16 protein-coding genes are annotated in these 21,589 nt (G+C 60.2%); 7 read left to right on the top strand and 9 right to left on the bottom strand.

Annotated elements, in window-relative coordinates:
* Nucleotides 1–42: 42 nt before the first annotated feature.
* Genes guaD through xdhA form a run of 4 tightly spaced genes read right to left on the bottom strand, consistent with a single transcriptional unit; the run spans nt 43 to nt 6,129 of the window.
* Nucleotides 43–1,359 carry a guanine deaminase gene (gene guaD / locus ACPF7Z_RS07430; RefSeq protein ID WP_425192650.1) on the bottom strand — a complete coding sequence of 439 codons (1,317 nt, stop codon included), beginning with the start codon at nt 1,357–1,359 and terminating at the stop codon, nt 43–45.
* Nucleotides 1,352–2,224, bottom strand: coding sequence for a xanthine dehydrogenase accessory protein XdhC (gene xdhC, locus ACPF7Z_RS07425; RefSeq protein ID WP_425192635.1), 873 nt, complete (start codon nt 2,222–2,224; stop codon nt 1,352–1,354). The genes guaD and xdhC overlap by 8 nt, the downstream gene beginning before the upstream one ends.
* Nucleotides 2,211–4,664 (bottom strand): xanthine dehydrogenase molybdopterin binding subunit, encoded by a 2,454-nt coding sequence (xdhB, locus tag ACPF7Z_RS07420; protein WP_425192634.1) that lies wholly within the window; start codon nt 4,662–4,664, stop codon nt 2,211–2,213. Before xdhB ends, xdhC begins: the two co-directional genes overlap by 14 nt.
* Complete coding sequence (xdhA, locus tag ACPF7Z_RS07415) at nt 4,648–6,129, bottom strand: xanthine dehydrogenase small subunit (RefSeq protein ID WP_425192633.1); 1,482 nt, start codon at nt 6,127–6,129, stop codon at nt 4,648–4,650. Before xdhA ends, xdhB begins: the two co-directional genes overlap by 17 nt.
* A 181-nt stretch (nt 6,130–6,310) precedes the next feature.
* On the opposite strand from xdhA, the gene ACPF7Z_RS07410 reads away from it, so the two are divergent.
* Nucleotides 6,311–6,958, top strand: coding sequence for a TetR/AcrR family transcriptional regulator (locus ACPF7Z_RS07410; RefSeq protein ID WP_425192632.1), 648 nt, complete (start codon nt 6,311–6,313; stop codon nt 6,956–6,958).
* A 15-nt stretch (nt 6,959–6,973) separates the two neighbouring features.
* On the opposite strand, the gene ACPF7Z_RS07405 is transcribed toward ACPF7Z_RS07410, so the two are convergent.
* On the bottom strand, nt 6,974–7,714 hold the full coding sequence (locus ACPF7Z_RS07405; protein ID WP_425192631.1) for an outer membrane protein OmpK: 741 nt from the start codon (nt 7,712–7,714) through the stop codon (nt 6,974–6,976).
* A 197-nt stretch (nt 7,715–7,911) separates the two neighbouring features.
* Between ACPF7Z_RS07405 and ACPF7Z_RS07400 the strand changes: the two genes are divergently transcribed.
* Both ACPF7Z_RS07400 and ACPF7Z_RS07395 read left to right on the top strand, forming a co-directional pair.
* Nucleotides 7,912–8,598 (top strand): GntR family transcriptional regulator, encoded by a 687-nt coding sequence (locus ACPF7Z_RS07400; RefSeq protein ID WP_425192630.1) that lies wholly within the window; start codon nt 7,912–7,914, stop codon nt 8,596–8,598.
* Between the two features lie 318 nt (nt 8,599–8,916).
* The gene (locus ACPF7Z_RS07395) at nt 8,917–9,468 is read left to right on the top strand and encodes a DUF1439 domain-containing protein (protein WP_425192629.1); all 552 of its coding nucleotides are present in this window, start codon (nt 8,917–8,919) and stop codon (nt 9,466–9,468) included.
* A 218-nt stretch (nt 9,469–9,686) separates the two neighbouring features.
* On the opposite strand, the gene ACPF7Z_RS07390 is transcribed toward ACPF7Z_RS07395, so the two are convergent.
* From ACPF7Z_RS07390 to ACPF7Z_RS07380, 3 genes are all read right to left on the bottom strand, one after another.
* Complete coding sequence (locus ACPF7Z_RS07390) at nt 9,687–10,349, bottom strand: L,D-transpeptidase family protein (protein WP_425192628.1); 663 nt, start codon at nt 10,347–10,349, stop codon at nt 9,687–9,689.
* A 197-nt stretch (nt 10,350–10,546) separates the two neighbouring features.
* Nucleotides 10,547–12,256, bottom strand: a complete 1,710-nt coding sequence (ligB, locus tag ACPF7Z_RS07385; RefSeq protein ID WP_425192627.1) for an NAD-dependent DNA ligase LigB — start codon at nt 12,254–12,256, stop codon at nt 10,547–10,549.
* Between the two features lie 57 nt (nt 12,257–12,313).
* Nucleotides 12,314–14,365: a carboxy terminal-processing peptidase gene (locus tag ACPF7Z_RS07380; protein ID WP_425192626.1), complete on the bottom strand. Its 2,052-nt coding sequence runs from the start codon at nt 14,363–14,365 to the stop codon at nt 12,314–12,316.
* Nucleotides 14,366–14,624: 259 nt separating this feature from the next.
* Between ACPF7Z_RS07380 and ACPF7Z_RS07375 the strand changes: the two genes are divergently transcribed.
* Nucleotides 14,625–15,932: a M18 family aminopeptidase gene (locus ACPF7Z_RS07375; RefSeq protein ID WP_425192625.1), complete on the top strand. Its 1,308-nt coding sequence runs from the start codon at nt 14,625–14,627 to the stop codon at nt 15,930–15,932.
* 106 nt (nt 15,933–16,038) lie between these two features.
* Here ACPF7Z_RS07375 and rne read toward each other — a convergent pair whose 3' ends face one another.
* Entirely contained in the window at nt 16,039–19,305 is a 3,267-nt protein-coding gene (gene rne / locus ACPF7Z_RS07370) for a ribonuclease E (RefSeq protein ID WP_425192624.1), read from the bottom strand.
* A 27-nt stretch (nt 19,306–19,332) separates the two neighbouring features.
* On the opposite strand from rne, the gene ACPF7Z_RS07365 reads away from it, so the two are divergent.
* The 3 genes from ACPF7Z_RS07365 to ACPF7Z_RS07355 all read left to right on the top strand — a co-directional run bounded on the left by ACPF7Z_RS07365 (nt 19,333) and on the right by ACPF7Z_RS07355 (nt 21,577).
* On the top strand, nt 19,333–19,497 hold the full coding sequence (locus ACPF7Z_RS07365; protein ID WP_425192623.1) for a hypothetical protein: 165 nt from the start codon (nt 19,333–19,335) through the stop codon (nt 19,495–19,497).
* A gap of 451 nt (nt 19,498–19,948) precedes the next feature.
* Nucleotides 19,949–20,890 (top strand): RluA family pseudouridine synthase, encoded by a 942-nt coding sequence (locus ACPF7Z_RS07360; RefSeq protein WP_425192622.1) that lies wholly within the window; start codon nt 19,949–19,951, stop codon nt 20,888–20,890.
* Nucleotides 20,891–20,926: 36 nt separating this feature from the next.
* Nucleotides 20,927–21,577: an HAD-IA family hydrolase gene (locus ACPF7Z_RS07355; protein ID WP_425192621.1), complete on the top strand. Its 651-nt coding sequence runs from the start codon at nt 20,927–20,929 to the stop codon at nt 21,575–21,577.
* The last annotated feature ends 12 nt before the right edge of the window (nt 21,578–21,589 follow it).

The raw sequence follows: 21,589 nt of genomic DNA, 5'->3' as shown, positions 1-21,589 counted from the left end.
CGCTGCGGTGCGATCAAGTGGGGCGATGGCGGTCGTCTAGCGCTATGCCACGTCACGCCGATGCTGGCACTTGCCTCCCGCCCAGGTCTCGAAAATCGTGCGGTCGTCTCCCAGCATCATCAGCGCGAACAGTAATTCATCCAGCGTTTTCGTGTGTGCGGTGCGTCTTGCCAGTAGCGGCGTTGCCCGAGGGTCGAGCACCACGATATCCGCCTCGGCACCTTCGCGCAGACTGCCGATATGGGCATCCAGATGCAGTGCCCGGGCGTTACCCAGGGTCAGATGGTAGAAACCCTGCCAGGCGGTCAGCGGCTGACCGAGCAATTGGCCGACCTGGTAGGCGGCCTTGAGGGTGCCGAGTCCGCACAGATCGGTACCGGCACCGACATCGGATGCCAGGGAGAATGCAAGATTTACCTTGTGACAGGCCAGACGATCGAAAAGGCCGCTGCCGAGAAACAAGTTCGAGGTTGGACAGAAGGCAACATTGGCACCGGCCTCTGCCAGGCGAGCCCGCGCTTCCAGGGTCAGGTGAATACCGTGGGCAAAGGTGCTGCGAGGGCCGACCAGGTCGTGGCGCTCGTAGACGTCCAGATAATCCCGCGCCTCGGGAAACAGCTCTGCGACCCAGTCGATCTCGCCATGGTTCTCGGACAGATGGGTTTGTAGATACAGGTCCGGCGCACTGCGCAGCAGGCTCCCGGTGGCATCCAACTGTTGGCGGGTCGAGGTCGGTGCAAAGCGAGGAGTCAGGCTATAGCCTAGTCGACCCTTGCCATGCCAATCGCCGATCAGACGTTCACTGTCGCGGATACCGCCAAGTGCGGTATCGGTCAGTGCCTCCGGGGCGTTGCGATCCATCAGCACCTTGCCGGCCAGCATGCGCAGGCCGCGACGATGAGCGGCGATGAAGAACGACTCCACCGAGACCGGATGGGAGGTGCAAAAAACCTGGGCAGTGGTCGTCCCGACGCGCATCAGCTCGTCCAGAAATACCTCGGCGACCTGTTCTGCATGCTCGCGTTCCACGAAGCGGCTTTCTGCGGGGAAGGTGTACTCGTTCAACCAGTCGAGTAGCTGGCGGCCGTAGGCGGCCATGATATCGAGCTGCACGTAGTGGACATGGCTGTCGATGAAACCCGGCATCATCAGCTTGCCACTATAGTCCACCACTTCGATGCCCGGCGGAAGGCTCGGTGCCAGCCGGGTGTAATCGTCCACGGCCCTTATGTGGCCATGGTCGAGCCACAGGGCGCCATCCTCGAGATAGAGCACGCTGCCGGCCTCGGGCTGGTCCTCGCCACCCGGGTCTTCCCGGAAGCTGAGTAGCGGGCCGCGCAGTACGCGATTCTCAGTCATCATTCTGTGAACCCATCCGTTCGTTCTCGAACACGTCGCGAAGACGCTGGGGTGTGATCCCGCGCTGATCGCACCGTTCTACAGCGGGTTTGAGGGTCAGCAATTCCGCCATGACGGCCAGGGCGATCTCGTAGGGGGCCTTGCCCCTGGCCCCGGCGATGCCGATGGGGCAGCGCACCTGCCTGAGCGCGTCCTCGGTATGGCCGGCTTCGCGCAGGCGACGCTGAAAACTGGCCCATTTGCTGCGCGAGCCGATCAGGCCGATGGAGGCGCAATCGCCGCGTTTCAGCAGGGCGTCGATCAAGTCGCGATCCTCGCCGTGGTCGTGGGTCATCACCAAGGCATGGGTGTCCGATGGCAAGGCCTCTACGGCGGCGTCTGGATTCTGACCGGAATAACATTCCAGGCGCGCCTGATTAACCGCCCAGACCGGGAAAGCATCTTCCCGGCTGTCGTGCCAGAGTACCCGCCAGGGCAGCGGTGCCAGCAGTTCAACCAGTGCCTGACCCACATGCCCGGCGCCGAACAGTGCGATGGTCATCTCCGCGGCGGGGAAGAGTTCGATCAGCACATGCACGTAACCGCCACAACATTGCCCCGAACGCCCGCCCAGGGCGAAGGCCTCCAGGCGCAGGCCGCACTCGCCTTGGGCCAGCGCCTGGCGGGCGCTGTCGATCACCTGATATTCGAAGGTGCCGCCGCCAAGCGTATCGTAAACGACATCCGGGGTGATCACCATTTTGGCGCCGGGTTCCCGTGGGGTGGAGCCCGCCGTGCCCATCACACTGGCCAGGGCGTGGGGACGCGCCGCCACCTGAAGCCGGTGCAGGGCGTCATGCCAGGTCAGTGCCTCAGACCTGGTCATCACTTGTCTCCGGCTGAAGCCTCAGTGTCTGTGCGGAGCCACGTAGCGTTTCGGCAGCCATCAGCACCCGTTCCGGGGTGGCCGGGGTGTCCAGGCGCGGGCAGTAACGGTAATCAACCAGGCTGGCCAGAGCATCACGCAGCGCCGACCATACCGAGATACCCAGCATCAACGGTGGCTCGCCGACCGCCTTGGAGCGGTAGATGCTGGCCTGAGAGTTGGGATGACCCTGCAGTAGCTCGACATTGAACACCGCCGGCAGATCGCCGAAGGCCGGGATCTTGTAAGTGGAGGGGCCGTCACTGACCAGTCGTCCCTTATCGTTCCACTTGAGCTCCTCGCTGGTCAGCCATCCCATGCCCTGAATGAACCCACCTTCGACCTGGCCCAGGTCGATGGCCGGATTCAGGGAGTCGCCGACATCGTGCAGGATGTCCACCCGCGCTACGCGGTACTCGCCGGAGAGGGTGTCGATCATGACCTCGGATACCGCCGCGCCGTGGGCGAAATAGTAGAAGGGGCGTCCCTGGCCGGTGGCGCGATCGTAGTGGATCAGCGGCGTGGAATAGAACCCCTTGGCGGAGAGCGAAATGCGCCCCAGGTAGGCGGCCTGGACCAGCTCGCCCCAGGTGATGCGCCGCTCGCTTTCGCCATGGCCGGCGATCAGCTCCCCATCGGCCAGGCGCATGCCCTCACGATCAATTGAGTAGTGCTCGGCGGCGAAGTCGAACAGTCGCTCGCGTACCTGGCTGGCGGCATCCCGGGCGGCCATGCCGTTGAGATCGGCGCCACTCGAGGCGGCGGTGGGAGAGGTGTTGGGCACCTTGTCGGTGCGGGTGGCGGTAATGCGCACCTGATCGAGATCGAGACCCAGTTCCCGAGCCGCCACCTGGCAGATCTTGGTGTGCAGACCCTGGCCCATCTCGGTGCCGCCGTGATTGATCATCACGCTGCCATCGGTATAGACGTGCAGCAGGGCGCCGGCCTGATTGAGATGCTTGGCGGTAAAGGAAATACCGAACTTTACCGGCGTCAGGGACAATCCCTTCTTGATGATCGGACTCTTGGCGTTGTACTCACCGATGGCTTGGCGGCGCTGCCAGTAGTCGCTGCTCGTTTCCAGGCGCTCGACGATCTCCGCGAGCAGATCGAGCTGTTCGACGGTCTGGCCGTAGTGGGTGACGTCGCGGCCCGCACGATAGAGATTGCGTTTGCGTACCGTCAGCGGGTCTTCCCCGACTTGACGAGCGATATCATCCATCGCCGCCTCGATGATCATCATGCCCTGAGGACCACCGAAGCCGCGAAAGGCGGTGTTCGAGGCGGTATGGGTGCGAGCGCGAATGCCGGTCACCCGGGCATTGCCCAAGGAATAGGCGTTGTCCGCGTGGAACATGGCGCGATCGACCACGGCCTCGGACAGATCCGGCGAGTAGCCGCAGTCGCCGATCACGGTGATATCCCCTCCCTGGATCACACCCTCATCGTCGAATCCCAATCGATAACGATTGTGAAAGGGGTGGCGCTTGCCGGTGGCCCGAGTATCTTCGGCCCGGGGCAGGCGCAGGCGCGCCGCACGACCGGTGCGCCGGGCGATCAGGGCGGCGATGCAGGCCCAGGGCGAGGCCTGGGTCTCCTTCCCACCGAAGCCGCCACCCATGCGCCGGGTTTCCACGGTCACTGCATGGAAGGGCACGTCGAGCACCTCGGCGACCAGCTTCTGGGTCTCGCTGGGGTGCTGGTTGGAGGTGTAGACCACCACGCCCTCGTCCTCGCTGGGCGTGACCAGGCACGCCTGGCCCTCCAGATAGAAGTGCTCCTGACCACCGACGAACTGCTCGCCTTCGAGCACGTGAGGCGCGTTGTCCAGCGCCCGTTGCCAATCGCCGCGCTGCTGTACATGGGTGGGGCGCACGACATCGTTTGCCTTGGCGGCGGCGAGTGCATCGAGGCTGGCCGGCTGCTCGTCGATCTCGACCACCGCCTCCTTCGCTGCCAGGCGCGCGGCCTTGTAACTGGTAGCGGCGACGGCGAACAGGGTCTGGCCGACGTAGCTGATCTCGTCATCGACGAACAGCGGATCGCCGGGAAACACCGGGCCGATATCGGTGTGGCCGGGCACATCGACGACGGTGATCACGTCAACCACTCCCGGTGCGTTCTTGACCTTCTCCAGGTCGAGGCGCGTCAGCCGGCCATGAGCCACCGGCGAGAGGCCAAGCGCGACATGCAGGGCATTGGCGGGAGCCGGAATGTCGTCGATATAGGCGGCACGGCCGGTCACGTGCTTGATGGCGCTCTCGTGAGCTCGAGCATGACGACTGACATCGTGAGACGCGGCGGTTGTTTCCCGCGCCAGAGGGCCATCGCCCTTGTTGGCATTTTTCTGTTCGCGACGCGCCCTGGCGGAATTTAGTGAAACATCAGTGAGCGTACGCATCGAGGCACACCTCCACGTTGGCATTGGAGTCGGTATTCAGGAACAGCCGTAGACGTTCGAGCAGGTTGCCCGCCGCAACAAGGCGATATTCACTGGAGCCACGGACGTCGCTCAAGGGTTGGAACTCGTTGTGTAGGGCGGCTTTCGCGGCATCAAAGGCGGCATCGTTGAGTGGCTGACCTTCCAGGGCGGCCTCGGCGCTGGGAGCACGCTTGGGAATGGCGGCCATGCCGCCAAAGGCCAGATGCACGTCACGTATCACGCCGTTTTCCAGGCGCCAGGCGAAGGCGCCGAGCACCACGGAGATGTCGTCTTCCCGGCGCTTGGAGAGCTTCCAGACCTTGAGGTGTTGATCGTCGCCGGGACGCGGCAGAAAGATCGCGCGGATAAATTCGCCATCCTGGAGTGCCGTCTTGCGATAATCGAGAAAGAAGTCGGCAATGGGGATATCTCGTGGGCCGTCGGGGCCGTCCAGCTTCAATCTGGCATCGAGGGCTAAAAGCACCGGCGGACAGTCGCCAATGGGGGAGGCGTTGGCAACGTTGCCGCCCAAGGTGGCGCGATTGCGTATCTGGCTGGAAGCGAAGCGGTGCATGAGATGCTCGAAGGCCGGAAAATGCTCCGCGAACAGCGGTTCGAGACGGCTATAGGTGACTGCCGCGCCGATCCACCAGCCCTCGGGGGCTTCGTTGATGGTGGTGAGTTCGGCCACCTGACGCAGATCGATAAGGTCATCCAGGGGCTTGAGCTGCTGGGTGATTTCCAGCCAAAGATCGGTGGCCCCGGCGACCAGGCGAGAGTATGGGCGCTCGCGACGCAGTTCCCGCAGGGTGTCGATATCCCTGGGTGAATCGACATGCCCGGGCCGGCACCGCGATTGCTGCTGAGCCGAGGGTCTCGTCGTGTCGATGTAGAGTGCCTCGACGTTGCTTGCCAAGTCCGGATCGTCGGCCCAGGTCGGGTGGGTGTCCGGATAGTCTTGCATGCTCAGTGCTGCGTCGCGGATCGGGCGATATCCGGTGCAGCGACACAGGTTGCCGCCCAGCGCCGCTTCCAGGCGTTGTTGCGTCAGGGGGGCGGGATGTTGTTGCTGCGACTGGTGCAGGGTGAATAGCGACATGACGATGCCCGGGGTGCAGAAACCGCACTGGCTGGCGTGACAATCGACCATGGCAGCCTGGGCCGGATGCAGCGCATCGCCCCTTGCCAGGCCCTCGACGGTGACCAGGTGGCAGCCATTGATCTGATGGGCGGGCAGGATGCAGGCATTGGCACTGTGATAGGAAAGACCGCCCTGGCCATCGGGTTCGCCGATGCTCACCGTGCAGGCACCGCAGTCACCGGAGGCGCAGCCCTCCTTGGTGCCGGTCCGGCCAAGCTGAATACGTAACAGCTCCAGTACGCTGGTACCCGGAGTCACCTCGGCGAACTGCTGGCGCTGGCCGTTCAGGTAGAAGTCGATCATGGGGAAACGCTCGTTATTTTTTGACAATGGCATCGCGAGTAGCCATTTCATGGTTTAGGATAACCTGACCAGATGGTCAAGATGTTATTAGCGTGGCGTAAAGCCAAGGCAAGTGCAAGATCGGATGTGCACACCACGCATACCTGACGACCTGAACGACGCATTGATGAGAGTAATGATGATGACGGCCTTGACTTCGCCGGAGATGACGCAGACTCGCCAGCGCAATGAACAGATGATCCTCGACGCGGCAGAGCGGGTCTTTGCCTGTCACGGTTATCGTGGCGCCAGCGTTCAGGCGATTGCCGAGGCGGCAGGGCTGCCCAAGTCCAACGTGCTGTATTACGTGGGCAGCAAGCGTCAGCTCTACGTGGATTTGCTCGAGCGCATGATGGCGCGCTGGAATGTCATGCTCGACGATATCAGCGTGGAAGATGATCCCGCTGAAGTGCTCGAGGCCTTCATTCGCAGCAAGATGGAGCTCACCCGTACACATCCCCAGGGTTCACGGCTGTTTGCCGCGGAGATTCTGCAAGGGGCGCCTTTTCTTCAGGGATACTTGCGGGGTGAGTTGCGCGAGTGGGTTCAGACCCGGGCCCGGGTATTCGAGCAATGGGCTGAAAGGGGGTTGATGGACCCGGTGGACCCGGTGTGGCTGATCTTTCTGATCTGGTCGTCGACTCAGCACTATGCGGATTTCGAAGCTCAGGTGCTGGGAATCACTGATCGTGAGGTACTGAGCGAGGCGGATTATCGGCGTATCACCGACTTCTTATGTCGTGTGATCCTCCAGGGCTGCGGGGTCGTCCGTCGCCCTGGGGGAACTTGACGCTGCAACGCCTGATTAAAGTTTCCAGGTCACGATCAACTGCGGGTTGTTTTCGTCTGCATCCTCGATGCCGAACTTGTTGCGCCAGATCTGATACTCGACACCGGCGTAGAGACGGTCTTCCGCGTTCCAGAAATTTCCGACATCCAGCAGCAATTGCGGGGCGGCGTTGATATTGTGATCGGTCCCGCCTTCGGAGCCTGCGTAGTCGAAATGGCCCTTGAAGAACCACTTGGTGTCGGCGATATCGAACTTCGATCCCCACACCAGAGTGGTCTGCCAAGTATCGCCGGGCTTGTCCAAATCATCACGAGCGTAGACGTTGAGCTGAAAGTAATCCATGCCCGGCACCGCCAGATCAAAACCCAGGCCGTAGAGACGGCGATTGATGTCATCGCCCATTTCAAGCTGACCGGCGAGCAGCACATCCTTGACCGGTCCGAAGGATAGATCGCGGCCTGTCAACTTGCCAAAGCTCAAGCGCGGGGCAAACTCGCCATAGAGAGTCGGATTGCCGGCGGTAGAGCCGCCGCTCAAGTTGGTGTAATCGAAGAAGAAGTAGTTGTCGCCGTATTCCCAGCCGTTAGCCATCTCGAAGGTAGCCATGGAGCGCTCTTCTTCACCGATTTCATAGTCCCAGCCGTAGAGGAGGGAAATGCTCGATGAGGTCCAGGCCTGGGCGCTGGTGGCACCCCCGAGCAGTAGACCGAAAGCGCAAGAGGTGGTCAGCAGTTTTTTTGTAGTAGTGAAGATCATGTGTTCCTCTACTGTATACAGTGTTTGTTTTGGTTGTGACGTTATAATGTATACAAAATAATATACCAATAGGCAATGCTACCATCCGGTGAATATCCATGGTTTTCATCGGATACTCATGCGATGGTGACTCGACGGGACTCTCGGAGAAGACGAAAAAAGTGAACGAAGATTGGACAAAACGTATAGCAGCGGACTTGCCCGCAACGGCTCGCAACGGTGACCAGCAGATCGTCGACATGATTCGCCAGGCGGTCCTGACGCAACGATTACCGCCGGGCACGCGCCTGCCGGAAGTCACGCTGGGTGACATATTCGGCGTGAGTCGTTCGGTGGTCAGAAAAGCGTTAACCCGGTTGGCGTCGGATCACATCATCGTTCAGCACCCCAATCAGGTAGCGCGAATCGCGGCGCCGGACATCACGGAAACCCGGGAAATCTTTGCCGCCCGGCGGCTGGTGGAAGGCGAGATAGCGGCATTGATGGCCGGCAAGCTGACCCATGCGCAGCGCGAGAACCTGGCCAGTATCATCGACCAGGAGCAGCGGGCTCATCAGCAGGGCGATGAAGCCAAGCGAGTCGAATGCTCACTGGCGGTACATCGCTATCTGGCGGAGCAGTCGCCCAATCGCGTACTGGGCGCCATGTTGACGGATTTGATTCTACGTACCTCCATCGTCATCGCTCTCTACAAGCGCTCGGGGATGCAGGCCTGCTATCTCGATCATGAACACGCGGACCTGCTGACGCTTCTGGAGAATGGACCGGCAGAAGAAGCCAGTCGTAGGATGCAGGCGCATTTGAGTGCGCTAGAGGGCCTGCTCGATCTGCGAGCGCAAGAGACGTCGATCGATCTTGCATCGATTCTTGGAGGTGCCGAGTAATGGCCGGGGTGAGAATGACTAAAAAAATATTGTACAAGGATTGTACGTTTTGATTTTTTGAGTTAACCTAAAGTTGTTCGATGAGTTGTCCCGTTCGAACACCTCACTGTTTACCGGCCTCACACCCCCTAGAGGCCGGTTTTTTTGTATAGAAAATAAATCGTTCTGCTATCAGCTAGTACAAGCGACTTTAAGTACTCGCATACAATTGCGCCAAGCGAAACGCCAGACGCGAGAAGTTATCAAAATTTCGCTATTGGTTTGTCCTCATGGCTGATGCAAGATGCTTAGCGGAATAGTCTCGGGCAGAGGTTGGGTATGCGTTATTTGAAGGTATGGGTGTTGAGCAGCCTGATCATGGTGTCCGGATGCGCCAACCTGGTGTCCAGATCGGTGAGTGAGGCGACACTGGAACGCCATTTGGCCAAAGCCGTGGCAGATTTCGATCGCGATCAGTTGCGCGCGGGTTCTCCGTTATCCCTCAAACTCGAGTCCTCGGATATCACGGTAGGGCCGGAAGGGCGTGACACCGTGTTGTTGGATGTGGCGGGTGAAGCAACGTTTAGTGCGCTGGCCTCAAGCTTGCCGGCCTATATCGAGTTGAGCCTCGAAGGGACGCCTTACTTCGATGCCGAGGAGGGGGCCATCTATATTCGCCGCTTGCGGCTACTGGATAGCCGTATCGACGCCTCCTGGATGCCCATCGACCTGGCGCCATTGACGCAGATGGCAGCTCGTCTTGTCGCGCAGCGATTGGAAACCGTCCCGGTTTATCGACTCGATGATGCGGGCTGGGGGACGCGTGCCCTCGCCAAGGGAATGACGCTTCGTACGGAACCCGGCAGGCTTGTGTTCGAGCCGGCCAGATAGTTGATCGACAATAGCTGAATTAGTAAAAGTTGCTTATAACGACAATAAACGATCTGTACAGCCGCTTATTTTACCAATTGATTTAAATATCAGAGGCTTAAAATAGCCTGGTTACATCCAAAGTGCTCGCACACTGGCTGGCTCTCATAGTTGAGCCAGCAAGACCACTGCTCGACATTAACCCGTCGGTGGTGGTTTTTTTATGATCCACGAGTCGCCTATCCTCGGATCACCACCTTCGTGCCTACCCCTAGCCACTTGTTCAGGGCAAGAATCTCGGCGTTGGTCACTGCGACACAGCCCGCAGTCCAGTCACGCTTTTGATGTATCCATAACGGGCTTCGCCCAAGACCATGGATGCCGATATAGCCGCCAAGTGGGGTATCCGCCGGTGCAACGCCGTAACGCTCCCGGTAGCTGAGATAATGCCGGTAGTCCTTGTCCGTGAGGATGCCGTCTTGCCAGGCCTGGTGGGCGATTTGCGGCGTGGGATAGTCGAGTCCGAAGAACAGACGAAATTTGCTGTGTCGGTTGATGCGCCGAATCGTGAATACTCCGGTCGGTGTTTGCTTGCTTCCCCGCAAACGAACTGCCTGAGAACCCGCGGCGCCATAGGCTAGATAGGGTATGCTCTCGATGCGAATGCCGCCCTGATAAACCACGAGTTCGCGCTTTAACAGGTCAATGTGTACCCAGGGTTCATTGACGTCGACCCCAAGCGGGCGTACCGGGGCATCGAGAAAGTCCCATAGCGTTTCCAGGGCCGAAAGGCTTGGCTCGTCCACTGGCGACGACTCGCGGGTGTTGATCGCGGCAGAGGAAATGCTGGGAGCCAGGCCCAGGAGACCGGCCAGAAGGGCGTGAGTAAGCCATTTCTTCATGAGAGACTTCCGAGAGAATTGCGGTACTGCCAGTTTCTCGAAAATCGAAAATTTCAAAGCGCGGGAAAGAGGACGTTTTGGTGCGCAAATGACAGCATTCAGCCGCTGATGGGCTGCATGGCTGAACGATCAGTCACTGCTGGGTGGTCATATCGTCTTGCTCGGCTCTGGTAGTTTTGGGCTGACGCAGAAGTGCATCATGGCGCGAGTGCCAGGCGCTCCAGCAAGGAATTTATCTCGGCATGATGAAAGAACGCCATCAGTTGGCTCGCGGTACTTGGGCCGATGCCGGACCAGGTTTGCCATTGCGCTTCGCTGCGCTGCTGCAATTCCGCAATGCCCACGAAACGGTCGTTCTCAAACAGCGCCCGTTGCGGGACTGACGGCATGCCGAGTGCCTTGAGCCAGAGGGTTGGGGGTTGCCTGCGACTGGCTTGAAAGGCGGCGTGCCATAATTGGGCACGCCGTGTTCCCACGCCCGGGAGGGCGCGTAATGTGTCCTGGTCGAAGGTGAGCCAGTCGAGCAGGGTGTTCAGTTGACTCGACTCTATCAGCCTGCGCCAAGTGCCTTCACCGATGCCCTTCATGTCCAGGGTGTCGGAGAGCCAAATCAGTCGGGCCAGAAACTGCTGGTGACAGCTCTCGATGAGTTCGAGACAGCTTAGCGCGTGGTAATCGTCTTGCCTGGGCATCTCGACGCTGCCCCGTGGCTCGGCAGCAAGCACGACCTCCGTCAGGTAGGGAATGGTCAGTCCTGCCAGTTCGATCATGACCTGGTCGCCGGGACGCACGTCGAGTTCTTGCCAGCGGTCCAGGGAGCCGAGGCTGACGCGGCGGACAATGCGATCGTCCAACTCAACGGGGGAGAGCCGTACCACCGGCGTGATACGCCCAGTACGGCCGATGCTGAAATCAATGCCGGTGACCAGGGCCAGGCTCTGACTGGCAGGATGCTTCCAGGCGATGGCCCAGTCCGGGGGCTTGGCTTGCCAAGCAGTGGACGGCGGCCGTTCTGCCTGACGCACCACGATGCCATCCGTGGCGAAGGGCAGGGCGTGCCGGTACCAGTGCTGACGCCAGTTGGCCACGGCAGCGATATCCTTAATCGGAAAGGTGTAGTCCCGGGTATCGAAGCCCCAGCCCGCAAGGCGCCCGAGCCGCTTCGAAAACGCCTCTTCGGCCGGTGCATCGGGCCAATCCCAGACGAACAGCCCAATACGTTCACTGTCTTCCTTTTTCAATTGCTTGCGGGCCATCAGGCCGATCACATCCGCTCGGGCACCGGCGGTACCGTCCCGGGCCTGGACATGATCGGGGCGGTGCAGATAGAGCTCGCCCTGGAGTATCACCCGAGGAGGGGCTTTGCTTAGCCGCCTGGGAATGGCTGAAATCTTGCCGGCCTGCGCGGTCCAATCCTGGCCGTGGTCCCCATCGCCGCGGCTGATCGCCCGGCTCAGCACGCCGGATTCATAGACGAGAGTGACGGCCACGCCATCGACCTTGGGCTGGATCCATAGCGCCTGATGCTGGCGTGCTGTGAGCCAGGCCGCCAGGGCTTGACGAGAATCGGCTTTTTCGAGCCCGGTCTGAGGGATGGGATGGGCGAGGGGGCCATCGGCCTCGTGAGGAGATGGCGAGGCAGGCGCGGTGGGCTCATCGAAGCACTGACGCCAGTGGGCCTGGCGGCGTTTAGCGGCGTCGTAGACGCCGTCTTCAACCAAACGCTCACCGCGGGAGTAATAGGCCTCGTCCCAGGTATCAATCCGCGCCTGCAATTGCTCGAAAGCCTGCCGAGCCTGCTCGGCTGTCCAGGCGGGGCAGTCCAGTTCTTTTGCCGTCACCGCTGCCGGCAAAGCCAGCAGCGAGGATAATGCCAGGATGGCGATGAGCTGTGGACGAGAAAGCATCGATGATAGCCGGGGAGCGTGCATCGCCCACTCGCGGGAGCGGGCGAGTCGTTACACTCAATCGTCCTGGGTCAACAAAGCATAGTCGAGCAGGATTTGCCCCGCTTCCACGACCTGAGCGCGGTCGATGGGCTCATCCTCCTCCTTGTCCGGCGTTTCCTCATCCGTGTCGTCGGTCCAGTCCTCGAGAGGTTCGAGACCCAAGGCGCGGCGACGCTGGTTCTCCAGTGCCAGTTGCTCGAGCTCCTGAGCTTGCATCTCGCGCTTACGCTGTTCCCGGTTGAGGCTGATGGTGGTCTGCTGTTCTCGCAACTGCTTGGTCAGCGCCGCTTGGCGCTCGAGATAAATGAAGTTGGCGTCCTTGCCGATGCGCTGCTCATGCTTTTTCTTGAGGACAGGGAGGTACTGGTCGGGAGTACCGTACTGCCGATACTGCACCGGACGTACCGTATCCCAGGGCAGCGCATTATCGAGGGTGCTTTCGCCGATCAACTCCGGATCGACCAGATTGGGAAATTCCAGGTCGGGGTAGACGCCACGATGCTGTGTGCTCTCCCCGGAGATGCGATAAAACTTGGCGCGGGTCAGTTTGATCTGGCCATGATTCAGATCGTTGAGCGTTTGTACGGTGCCCTTGCCGAAGGTGCGATTGCCAAGCACCAGGCCGCGTCCGTAATCCTGGATAGCCCCGGCCACGATCTCGGATGCCGAGGCGGAAAGCCGATTGACGAGTACCGCCAACGGGCCCTCGTAAACACTGCCGCTGTCGGTGTCGCCATACAGGCTTATACGGCCCTGGGCGTCACGCACTTGAACCGTGGGGCCACGATCGATGAACAAGCCAATCAGCGAATTGGCTTCCTGCAAGGCACCGCCACCGTCGTTGCGCAGATCCAGCACGATACCCTCCACGCCTTTGGCCTTGAGCTTCTCGATCTCTTTGGCTACATCGCGGGTCGTACTCCGATAATCCTGCTCACCGGCCTGCCAGGCATCGAAATCGACATAGAAGGTAGGTATCTCGATGACGCCGATGCGTTGCTCCTTGCCCTCGCGCTCCAGGGTGATGACTTCGCTGTGGGCCGCCTGGTCCTCGAGTTTGACCGTGTCACGCACGATCTTGACGACCCGGGAGCGGGTCACATCCACCGCCTTGGCCGGAATGACGTCCAGACGCACCGTGGAGCCCTTGGGCCCTCGGATCAGATCGACCACTTCGTCCAGGCGCATGCCCACGACATTGGTCATCTCGCCTTCTTCGCCCTGGCCTACGCCGACGATACGATCCGCGGGTTGCAGCACGCCACTCTTGTCCGCCGGCCCACCGGCGACAAGACTCGAGACCTTGACGTATTCCCCCTCCGATTGCAGCAAGGCACCGATGCCCTCCAGCGAGAGCTTCATCTGAATATCGAAGGACTCCCCTTGGCGTGGAGAGAGATACTCGGTATGCGGATCGGCCGTGCTGGTGACCCCGGCCATGAACAAGCCAAAGACATCTTCGGCGTTTGTCTGGCGCAGGCGCGACAGCTGTCCGGCATAGCGTTCGCGCAGCGTTTCCTGTATTTCCTGAGGACTCTGATCACTCAGCGCGAGAGAGAGGGCCGCGTTCTTCAGGCGCCTTAGCCATAGCGCATCCAGTGCTTTGGGGGTCCTTTCCCAGGCCGCGTCGTCGCGCTCGATGACCAGGCGTTCATTGCTCGAATAATCGAAGTCGAGCCCTTCATCGATCCTGGCAATCAGCCATTCGAGGCGTGCTTCGAGACGATCCTGGTACCGACCGTAGAATTCGTAGACCCGCTCGAGTCGGCCCTCGAAAAGAGCGTCATCGAGGGTGGTACGTAAATCCTCGAAAGCGTCGATGTCACGCTGCAAAAGGTAGGCACGCTGGGAATCCAGTACATTCAGCAACTGGGTGAAAGCTCGCTCCGACCAGGCATCGTCCAGGGTGATATCGGCATAGTGGCCATAGCGCAGCGATTCGGCAACCTCGGTGGCGGCCTGACGTTGGGAATCCGTAGGGCTCGGCTCGGCAAGGGCCGAGGCGCTCAACGCGACCAGCAGCGAGATGACTGTGGCGCAGCACCGAGTAGCTGCAATCAGGCTCATTGATGAAGCACTCCAGGTTTCATGTAAACTAAATTCCTTGGTCCTTTGTTGTGAAAGGCGTAAAAGGCGCGAAAAGGGTGAAAAGCATGTGGCCGCTCGAGCGCGCGATCTCTATAAAGAGACACGTCAGGCGACCAGAGTTCCGCTTTCAGTCATCGGTTTCGTACTTGGTCCAAGGATTGCAGGGTGGCTCCTATGTACGCCGGGAGCCATTGTAGCAGCCTGTTACGTGATAAATAGACTCTTGATAAGGATTAGCATGTCCCTTGACCCAATCGTCAAACGACTTCTGCGGTTTCTAGAGCATTCGCCCACGCCCTGGCATGCCACGCAGAACATGTTGGAGCGGCTTGAACAGGCGGGGTTTCGTCGCCTGCACGAGACGCAAGCCTGGGAGTTGAAAGCAGGCGAGCGGGTCGTGGTGACGCGTAACGATTCTTCACTCATTGCGTTACAGCTACCCCATGATCCGCTCTCGGCACTGCGCATGATAGGCGCTCATACCGATAGCCCAGGACTGCGACTCAAACCCAACGCGGCGCTCAATGCCGGAGACTGGTTGCAACTGGGTGTCGAGGTCTATGGCGGCGCACTATTGGCTCCCTGGTTCGACCGCGATCTGGCCCTGGCCGGTCGCGTGCATGTCCGTCATGGCGATGGTCGATTGCAAAGTCTGTTGCTCGATACGAAGCATGCCGTCGCCATGGTACCCAGCCTGGCTATTCATCTGGATCGCGACGTCAACAATGGGCGTCCCATCAATCCGCAGACCCAGATGGCGCCGGTGCTATGCCAGGGAAGCGGTAAGTCCGAGGCGTTCGAGACTCTGCTCAGGACATGGCTAGAAGAACAGCACGAGCTGAAGCAGGCGGATATTCTCAGTTTCGAACTCTGCTTTTACGACACTCAGCCGCCGGCGGTGGTCGGGGTCAACGCCGACCTGATCGCCAGCGCTCGACTCGACAATCTGCTGTCCTGTTTCATCGGCATGGAAGCCTTGCTGGAAAGCGATGGAACCCAGGGTGCCGTGCTGGTGGCCAACGATCATGAAGAGGTCGGTAGCGCCAGCACCAGTGGCGCTCAGGGACCCTTTTTGCTGGATGTCCTGCGACGTGTCGTCGAGCAGTTGGGGGACAGCAGTGAGCAGGAGTGGAGTCGTCTGATTCAATCCTCCTGCATGATTTCCTGCGATAACGCCCATGCCTTGCATCCCAATTTCAGCGACAAGCATGACGCCGCCCACGGTCCTTCGCTCAACGGTGGTCCCGTGATCAAGGTCAATGCCAATCAGCGCTATGCCACCAATAGCGTCACCGCCGCGTTATTTCGCGACGTATGTCGTGACGCCGAGGTACCGGTACAGACCTTCGTCACCCGCGCCGACATGGGATGTGGTAGCACTATCGGCCCCATCACCGCCACGGAGCTTGGCGTGCCGACGCTGGACGTAGGGGTTGCGCAATGGGCCATGCACTCAATCCGCGAAACTGCGGGTAGCAAGGACGCCGGTCATTTGATTCGTGCTCTGACGACCTTTCTTAATCGCCGCCAGCTGACCTGGGATTGATGGAAATGGCAAGAAAGTGCCCGAGAATCGAGATTCTCGGGCACTCTCCTGTGCGATCCGACATGGCGATACCGCGCTCTAGAGTAGGGCGCGATACTCTCAGGCCTCAGCTGCCATCCTTCGCCTGGCCTTGCTGATTGCGGCGTTTTTCCCGCGGATCGTTATGGGCACGACGGCGACGGACGGATCGATCGTCACTCGGCGTCGACGGGCCGGATACTTCAGCTGTCGGGGCATCCTTCGGCTTTGCATCCATTGAAGATGTTGTATCTACTGCGGTAGAGGCCGCTGCCGGATCGTTCTCCTGCGCCCTGGTTTCCTCTTGGCTTGACGACGGTTCTTGATGCTGCGTCGTGGCGCTATTCCCGGCGTCGGCTTTTCCGGAGGCGGCCTCGTCTTGGGTGCTTTCGCTGGACGGCTTGGATGCTGCGATATCCGCTGTATTGTCGGAAGGGGCTTGGGACCTTTCCACGATCGGTTCGCGGGTGTCGCTGGCCTGGGCCATCTGGTGATCGTTTTGAAGATCGCTGGATGTCACGTTCGTCTCGGCGGTTGCGGGGCGTCGTGCTTCATCGTCGGGCGTTTCACCAGATGCAACGGGTGTCCCAGCGGACTCACTTGACTGAGGGACTACAGCGTTGTTCGCCTTGGCGTGCGCCGGTTTGGCTCTGGACGATCGACGTTTGTTGCCGGCTTTGGAACTCTCATTCTCATCCGGCCGTGCTGAATCAACGGGAATCGCCACGTTTGCATCAGGTGCCGTGTCAGCGGTATCCGGTGCCGTTTGCTGATCCTGCGGAGCGCTGTCGCCCGAATTCAATGTCTCGGTGGTGGTGGCCGATGATGCCCCGCCGATGTTGTCGGCATCGCCCGGACCGTGCTGCTTCCGAGCAAAGGCGGCGCGCTCTGCGGTGGGAGCAACCTTGGGGTCGCTGGATTCAGAGCTTGCCTGGCGGGCCGGTTCAGCCTCTGTGGCACTGTGGCTGCCATCGGCTGCGGCGGCCACCGATTGAGAAGTGTCTTCCGCAACGCTGGTTGATGGCGCAGAAACGCCATCCGCACTTGCTTCGCGCTGCAGACGCTCCTGCTCGGCTACGGCCTGAGGATTCAGCGCATGCTTGCGACTGCGCTGGCGCGGGTTGTTGCGGGTACGCTTGGGCGTGCCATCGTCAACCTTGTTCTCATCCTTGGCTTTTTTCTGCTCGGTCGCCTTTTCGACGTTCTTGTCGCCGTTCTTTTCGGGCTGGGCCTGAGATTTGCTATCGCGCTGATCGTCGCGACCCTTGCGATTGTCGCGGCGAGGCTTGCTCTCGGGCTTTTCACTCTTGTCCGATTTCTGCGCGCCGCCGCCCGCCGTGTTGTCATCCTGGCGTGCCTTGCTGCGCTGTGAGGATTTGTCTTCCTGCTTGGCGGAGCGGTTATCGCGCGTGGTCCGATTATCGGCTTCCTGACGGTCGCCACGAGAGGCTTTGCGTTCGCCGCGCTGATCGTCATCGCTTGCATCGCGGCGGCGACGCTGATTCGTATTGCGATTGGAGCGCTCGTTACGCTGCTCTTGATCGTTTGTACGAGCCGATGAGCGACGATTGTCCTGGGATGAGCGCGCGGGATTGGTTGAGCCTGGGGATGACGTGGTCTCTTCAGCGCCGCCGATCAGCTTGTTGAAGCCTTTGACAAGACGGCCCAGCAGCCCGGAAGAAGAGGCCGCGGCATTCACGGCACTCGGGGCAGAAGCGGGCTCTTTCTGGCGTTGCAGTGAGTCCGGTGCCGGTGTCGTGTGAGCGACACTTTTGACCGCCGCCTCGGTACGTTGGATCGGCTTCTCGAAGGAGGGATCAGGCTCTTTGCCCACCTCGGTATCCGTCGCGAGTTCGAAGCTGGACTTGGCTTCGTCATCTTCTCCCAGATGATCATCACGCAGGCGCTGAACGTCGTAGTGCGGCGTCGACATTTCGGGGCTGGGCAACAATACCACGCGGACATCCTGGCGCTGCTCGATATCCGCGAGGATGGAGCGCTTCTCGTTGAGCAGATAGGTCGCCACCGGTACCGGTAGAATGGCGCGAATCTGCGCGCTACGCTCTTTCATCGCTTCTTCTTCGATGAGACGCATGATGGAAAGCGAGATCGAACGCACGTCGCGAATGGTGCCCTGGCCGTCGCAGCGCGGGCAGACCACGCCACTGGTTTCCCCCAGGGAAGGGCGAAGACGCTGACGTGACATCTCCATCAGGCCGAAGCGCGAGATGCGCCCGATTTGTACCCGAGCACGATCGATCTTGAGCGCATCGCGCATACGGTTCTCGACTTCGCGCTGATTGCGGGCTGGCGACATGTCGATGAAGTCGATGACCACCAGGCCACCGATATCGCGCAGGCGCAGTTGTCGAGTGATCTCGTCCGCCGCTTCGAGATTGGTCTGCAGCGCGGTTTCTTCGATGTCGCTGCCCCGGGTGGCGCGGGCAGAGTTGATGTCGATGGACACCAGTGCCTCGGTATGATCGATCACCACCGAGCCACCGGAAGGCAGCTTGACCTCACGCTGGTAGGCGGTCTCGATCTGGCTCTCGATCTGGAACCGCGAGAACAGCGGCACGTCATCGGCGTAGAGTTTGATCTTCTGTTGGTAGGAAGGCATCACCTGACGGATGAATCCCAGGGCTTCCTGGTGTACCTCGGGGCTGTCGACCAATACTTCGCCGATGTCATGGCGCAAGTAGTCGCGCATGGCGCGGATGATGACATTGGATTCGCGATAGATCAGAAACGGGGCAGACCGCTTGGTCGCTTCCGCAGTGATCGCCTCCCAGACCTGGGCGAGATAATCCAGGTCCCATTGCAGTTCTTCGGTGCTGCGGCCGATACCGGCGGTGCGCACGATCACGCCCATCTCGTTGGGTAGAGTGAGCTGACTCATGGCGTCCTTGAGCTGGGCACGTTCATCGCCTTCGATGCGCCGTGAGATACCGCCGGCCCGGGGGTTGTTGGGCATCAGCACCAAAAAGCGTCCGGCAAGACTGACGAAAGTGGTCAGGGCGGCGCCTTTATTACCCCGTTCTTCCTTATCGACCTGGACGATGACTTCCTGACCTTCCTTGATCACTTCCTTGATATTGGGGCGACCGGAGGGCTCCTTGGAAAAATACTCGCGGGAAATCTCTTTCAATGGCAGGAAGCCATGACGCTCGGCGCCGAAATCGACGAAGGCGGCTTCAAGGGAGGGTTCTACCCGGGTGATCTTGCCACGATAGATATTGGCTTTTTTCTGTTCGCGGGCGCCGGACTCGATATCCAGATCGTAAAGGCGCTGTCCATCGACTAACGCGACGCGCAACTCTTCAGGCTGGGTCGCATTGATGAGCATTCGTTTCATGTTGTCTCGCTATTAAAGGCGCGCCGGATGGCGGCCCTCGAGGAGACGCTGCTTAAATGTCTGGTGGATGAACCCAGGTTCTTCACGTTGATCGAAGACGGTTTCACCCACGCGTCGATTGTGTCAGCGATTCCCTATGTCGACGACGACGAACCGCTTCGTGCGTTGTGTTGTGCTCATCTCATGTCGTGAAAATACAATCAACACTCGTCAGGAGAAGAGTGCTACAAGATCATGTTGAGTACGCGACGGCGGCAAGACATGTTACGGCGGGATGTCATTCAAAATTCCCCGTCCGGCCCTGCAGTCACCGCCAGACACCTGGCATTTGTTCGGTTCGCCGACGCCGGCCTCCGGCACGGTATTGGTAACTCCCGTCGTGTCGTGACAGCCCTGCATCAGGGTCGGTCCGGGACTCGGGCGTGGCGTAACATCGTTGCTGCTTTGGCGGCAGGGCCCAAGCCCTGTTCGCCGTAATCGTGACTCTAGCCTACGTGTATGTCGTGCAGGCGTTGTGACAAGTCGGTTTTACTTATCAGAGTAAGCTGGAATATAACAGTTAAGCCTCTTGACGGCAATTGGCCCGAAAGAGCGCGTGCTGAGGTAAGATGCTGGTTTTGCCGGACTGGCGTGAGGAGAGAAAATGGCCGAGGGTCGCGAGGTGCAGTGGGTTGAAATTGGCGAAGCCCAGGCCGGACAACGCATCGACAACTTCTTGCGCACGCGTCTCAAGGGTGCGCCCAAGGCATTGGTCTATCGTATCCTGCGCAAGGGCGAAGTGCGCGTGAACAAGAAGCGGGTCAAGGTCGATTATCGGCTGGAGTCCGGCGATCTTGTGCGTATTCCACCGCTGCGTCTGGCGCCCGAGGTTGCGGTGCGGGACGTCAGCGACAATCTGCGCAATCTGCTAGCCGGCAGCGTGCTGGTAGAAGGTCCCGATTGGCTTGTGATCAACAAGCCATCGGGATTGGCCGTTCATGGCGGCAGTGGGGTCAAGATCGGTCTGATCGAGGCACTGCGCCAGGTGCGCGAGGATCTCGATTTCCTCGAACTGGTTCACCGTCTGGATCGCGATACCTCGGGATGTCTGCTGCTGGCCAAGTCACGCTCGGCGTTGTTGACTCTCAACACGGCGCTCAAGCAGCGCCAGATGGACAAGCAATACCTGGCCCTCGTTCAGGGGCGCTGGCCGGCGAGGCGTGATTATGTCAGCGCTCGGCTCGACCGTTTCGATGCGGGCAATGGTGAGCGCCGCGTGAGAGTCGACCCCCAGGGCAAGGTCTCCCGGACCCGCTTTGCGGTGCGCGAGACCTTCGTCAACGCCACCCTGGTAGAGGTCGAGCCGATCACCGGGCGTACCCATCAGATCCGCGTGCATGCCGCTCATGCCGGCCATTCGCTCCTTGGTGACGACAAGTACGGTAGCCGGGAAGGGCAGCATCTGGCGATGAGGTTGGGGCTCGAGCGGCTATTTCTGCATGCGGCGGCCTTGACGTTTCCTGAGCCCACCAGTGGGCGGGCGGTGCATATCAAGGCGCCGTTGGGATCGACACTGGAGGGCGTGCTGGCCCGAGCGCGCGGTTGATATGAGTTGACCTTTTTTAAGTGATATGGAGAAAGAATGCGCTACCGATTGGTGATCTTTGATTGGGACGGTACGCTGATGGATTCGGAGACGCGGATCGTTACCTGCATGCAAGCGGCGGCGTTGGATGTGGGCTGGGGACCGCTTGGTGCCGACAGTGTGCGTGACATCATCGGTCTGGGGCTTCCCGAGGCGATCGAGCGCATGTGCCCGGGTATGCCCGCCGGTCAAGCCGAGGCGTTGCGGGTGCGCTACAGCCATCACTTTGTCAATGCCGATCAGGCGCCGATGCCGTTCTTTGCCGGGGTCGAGGCAGGGATTCGGCGCTTACGCGACAATCAGACCATTCGCCTGGCGGTGGCCACCGGCAAGAGTCGGCGTGGACTTGATCGAGCATTCGAATCCACGGGTAGCGGCCACTGGTTCCACGCTAGCCGCACCGCGGACGAAACCCTGTCCAAGCCGCATCCTCGGATGCTCGAGGAGTTGCTGATCGAAACCGGCGTTGGCGTTCAAGAAGCCCTGATGGTGGGCGATACCGAATATGACATGGAAATGGCGCGTGCCCTGGGCATGGATCGATTGGCGGTCACCTATGGGGTGCACGCTCCCGATCGTCTGGCCGTGAGCGAGCCTGTTTTTACTGCCAGCGCTTTTCCTGAACTGGTCGACTGGCTACACGATTGATTGACTTGATGA

Source organism: Halomonas sp. GXIMD04776 (assembly GCF_049808615.1).
Classification (GTDB): domain Bacteria; phylum Pseudomonadota; class Gammaproteobacteria; order Pseudomonadales; family Halomonadaceae; genus Modicisalibacter.
The sequence above is the reverse complement of the archived record's forward strand: the minus strand, read 5'-3'. Positions and strand labels throughout refer to the sequence as shown.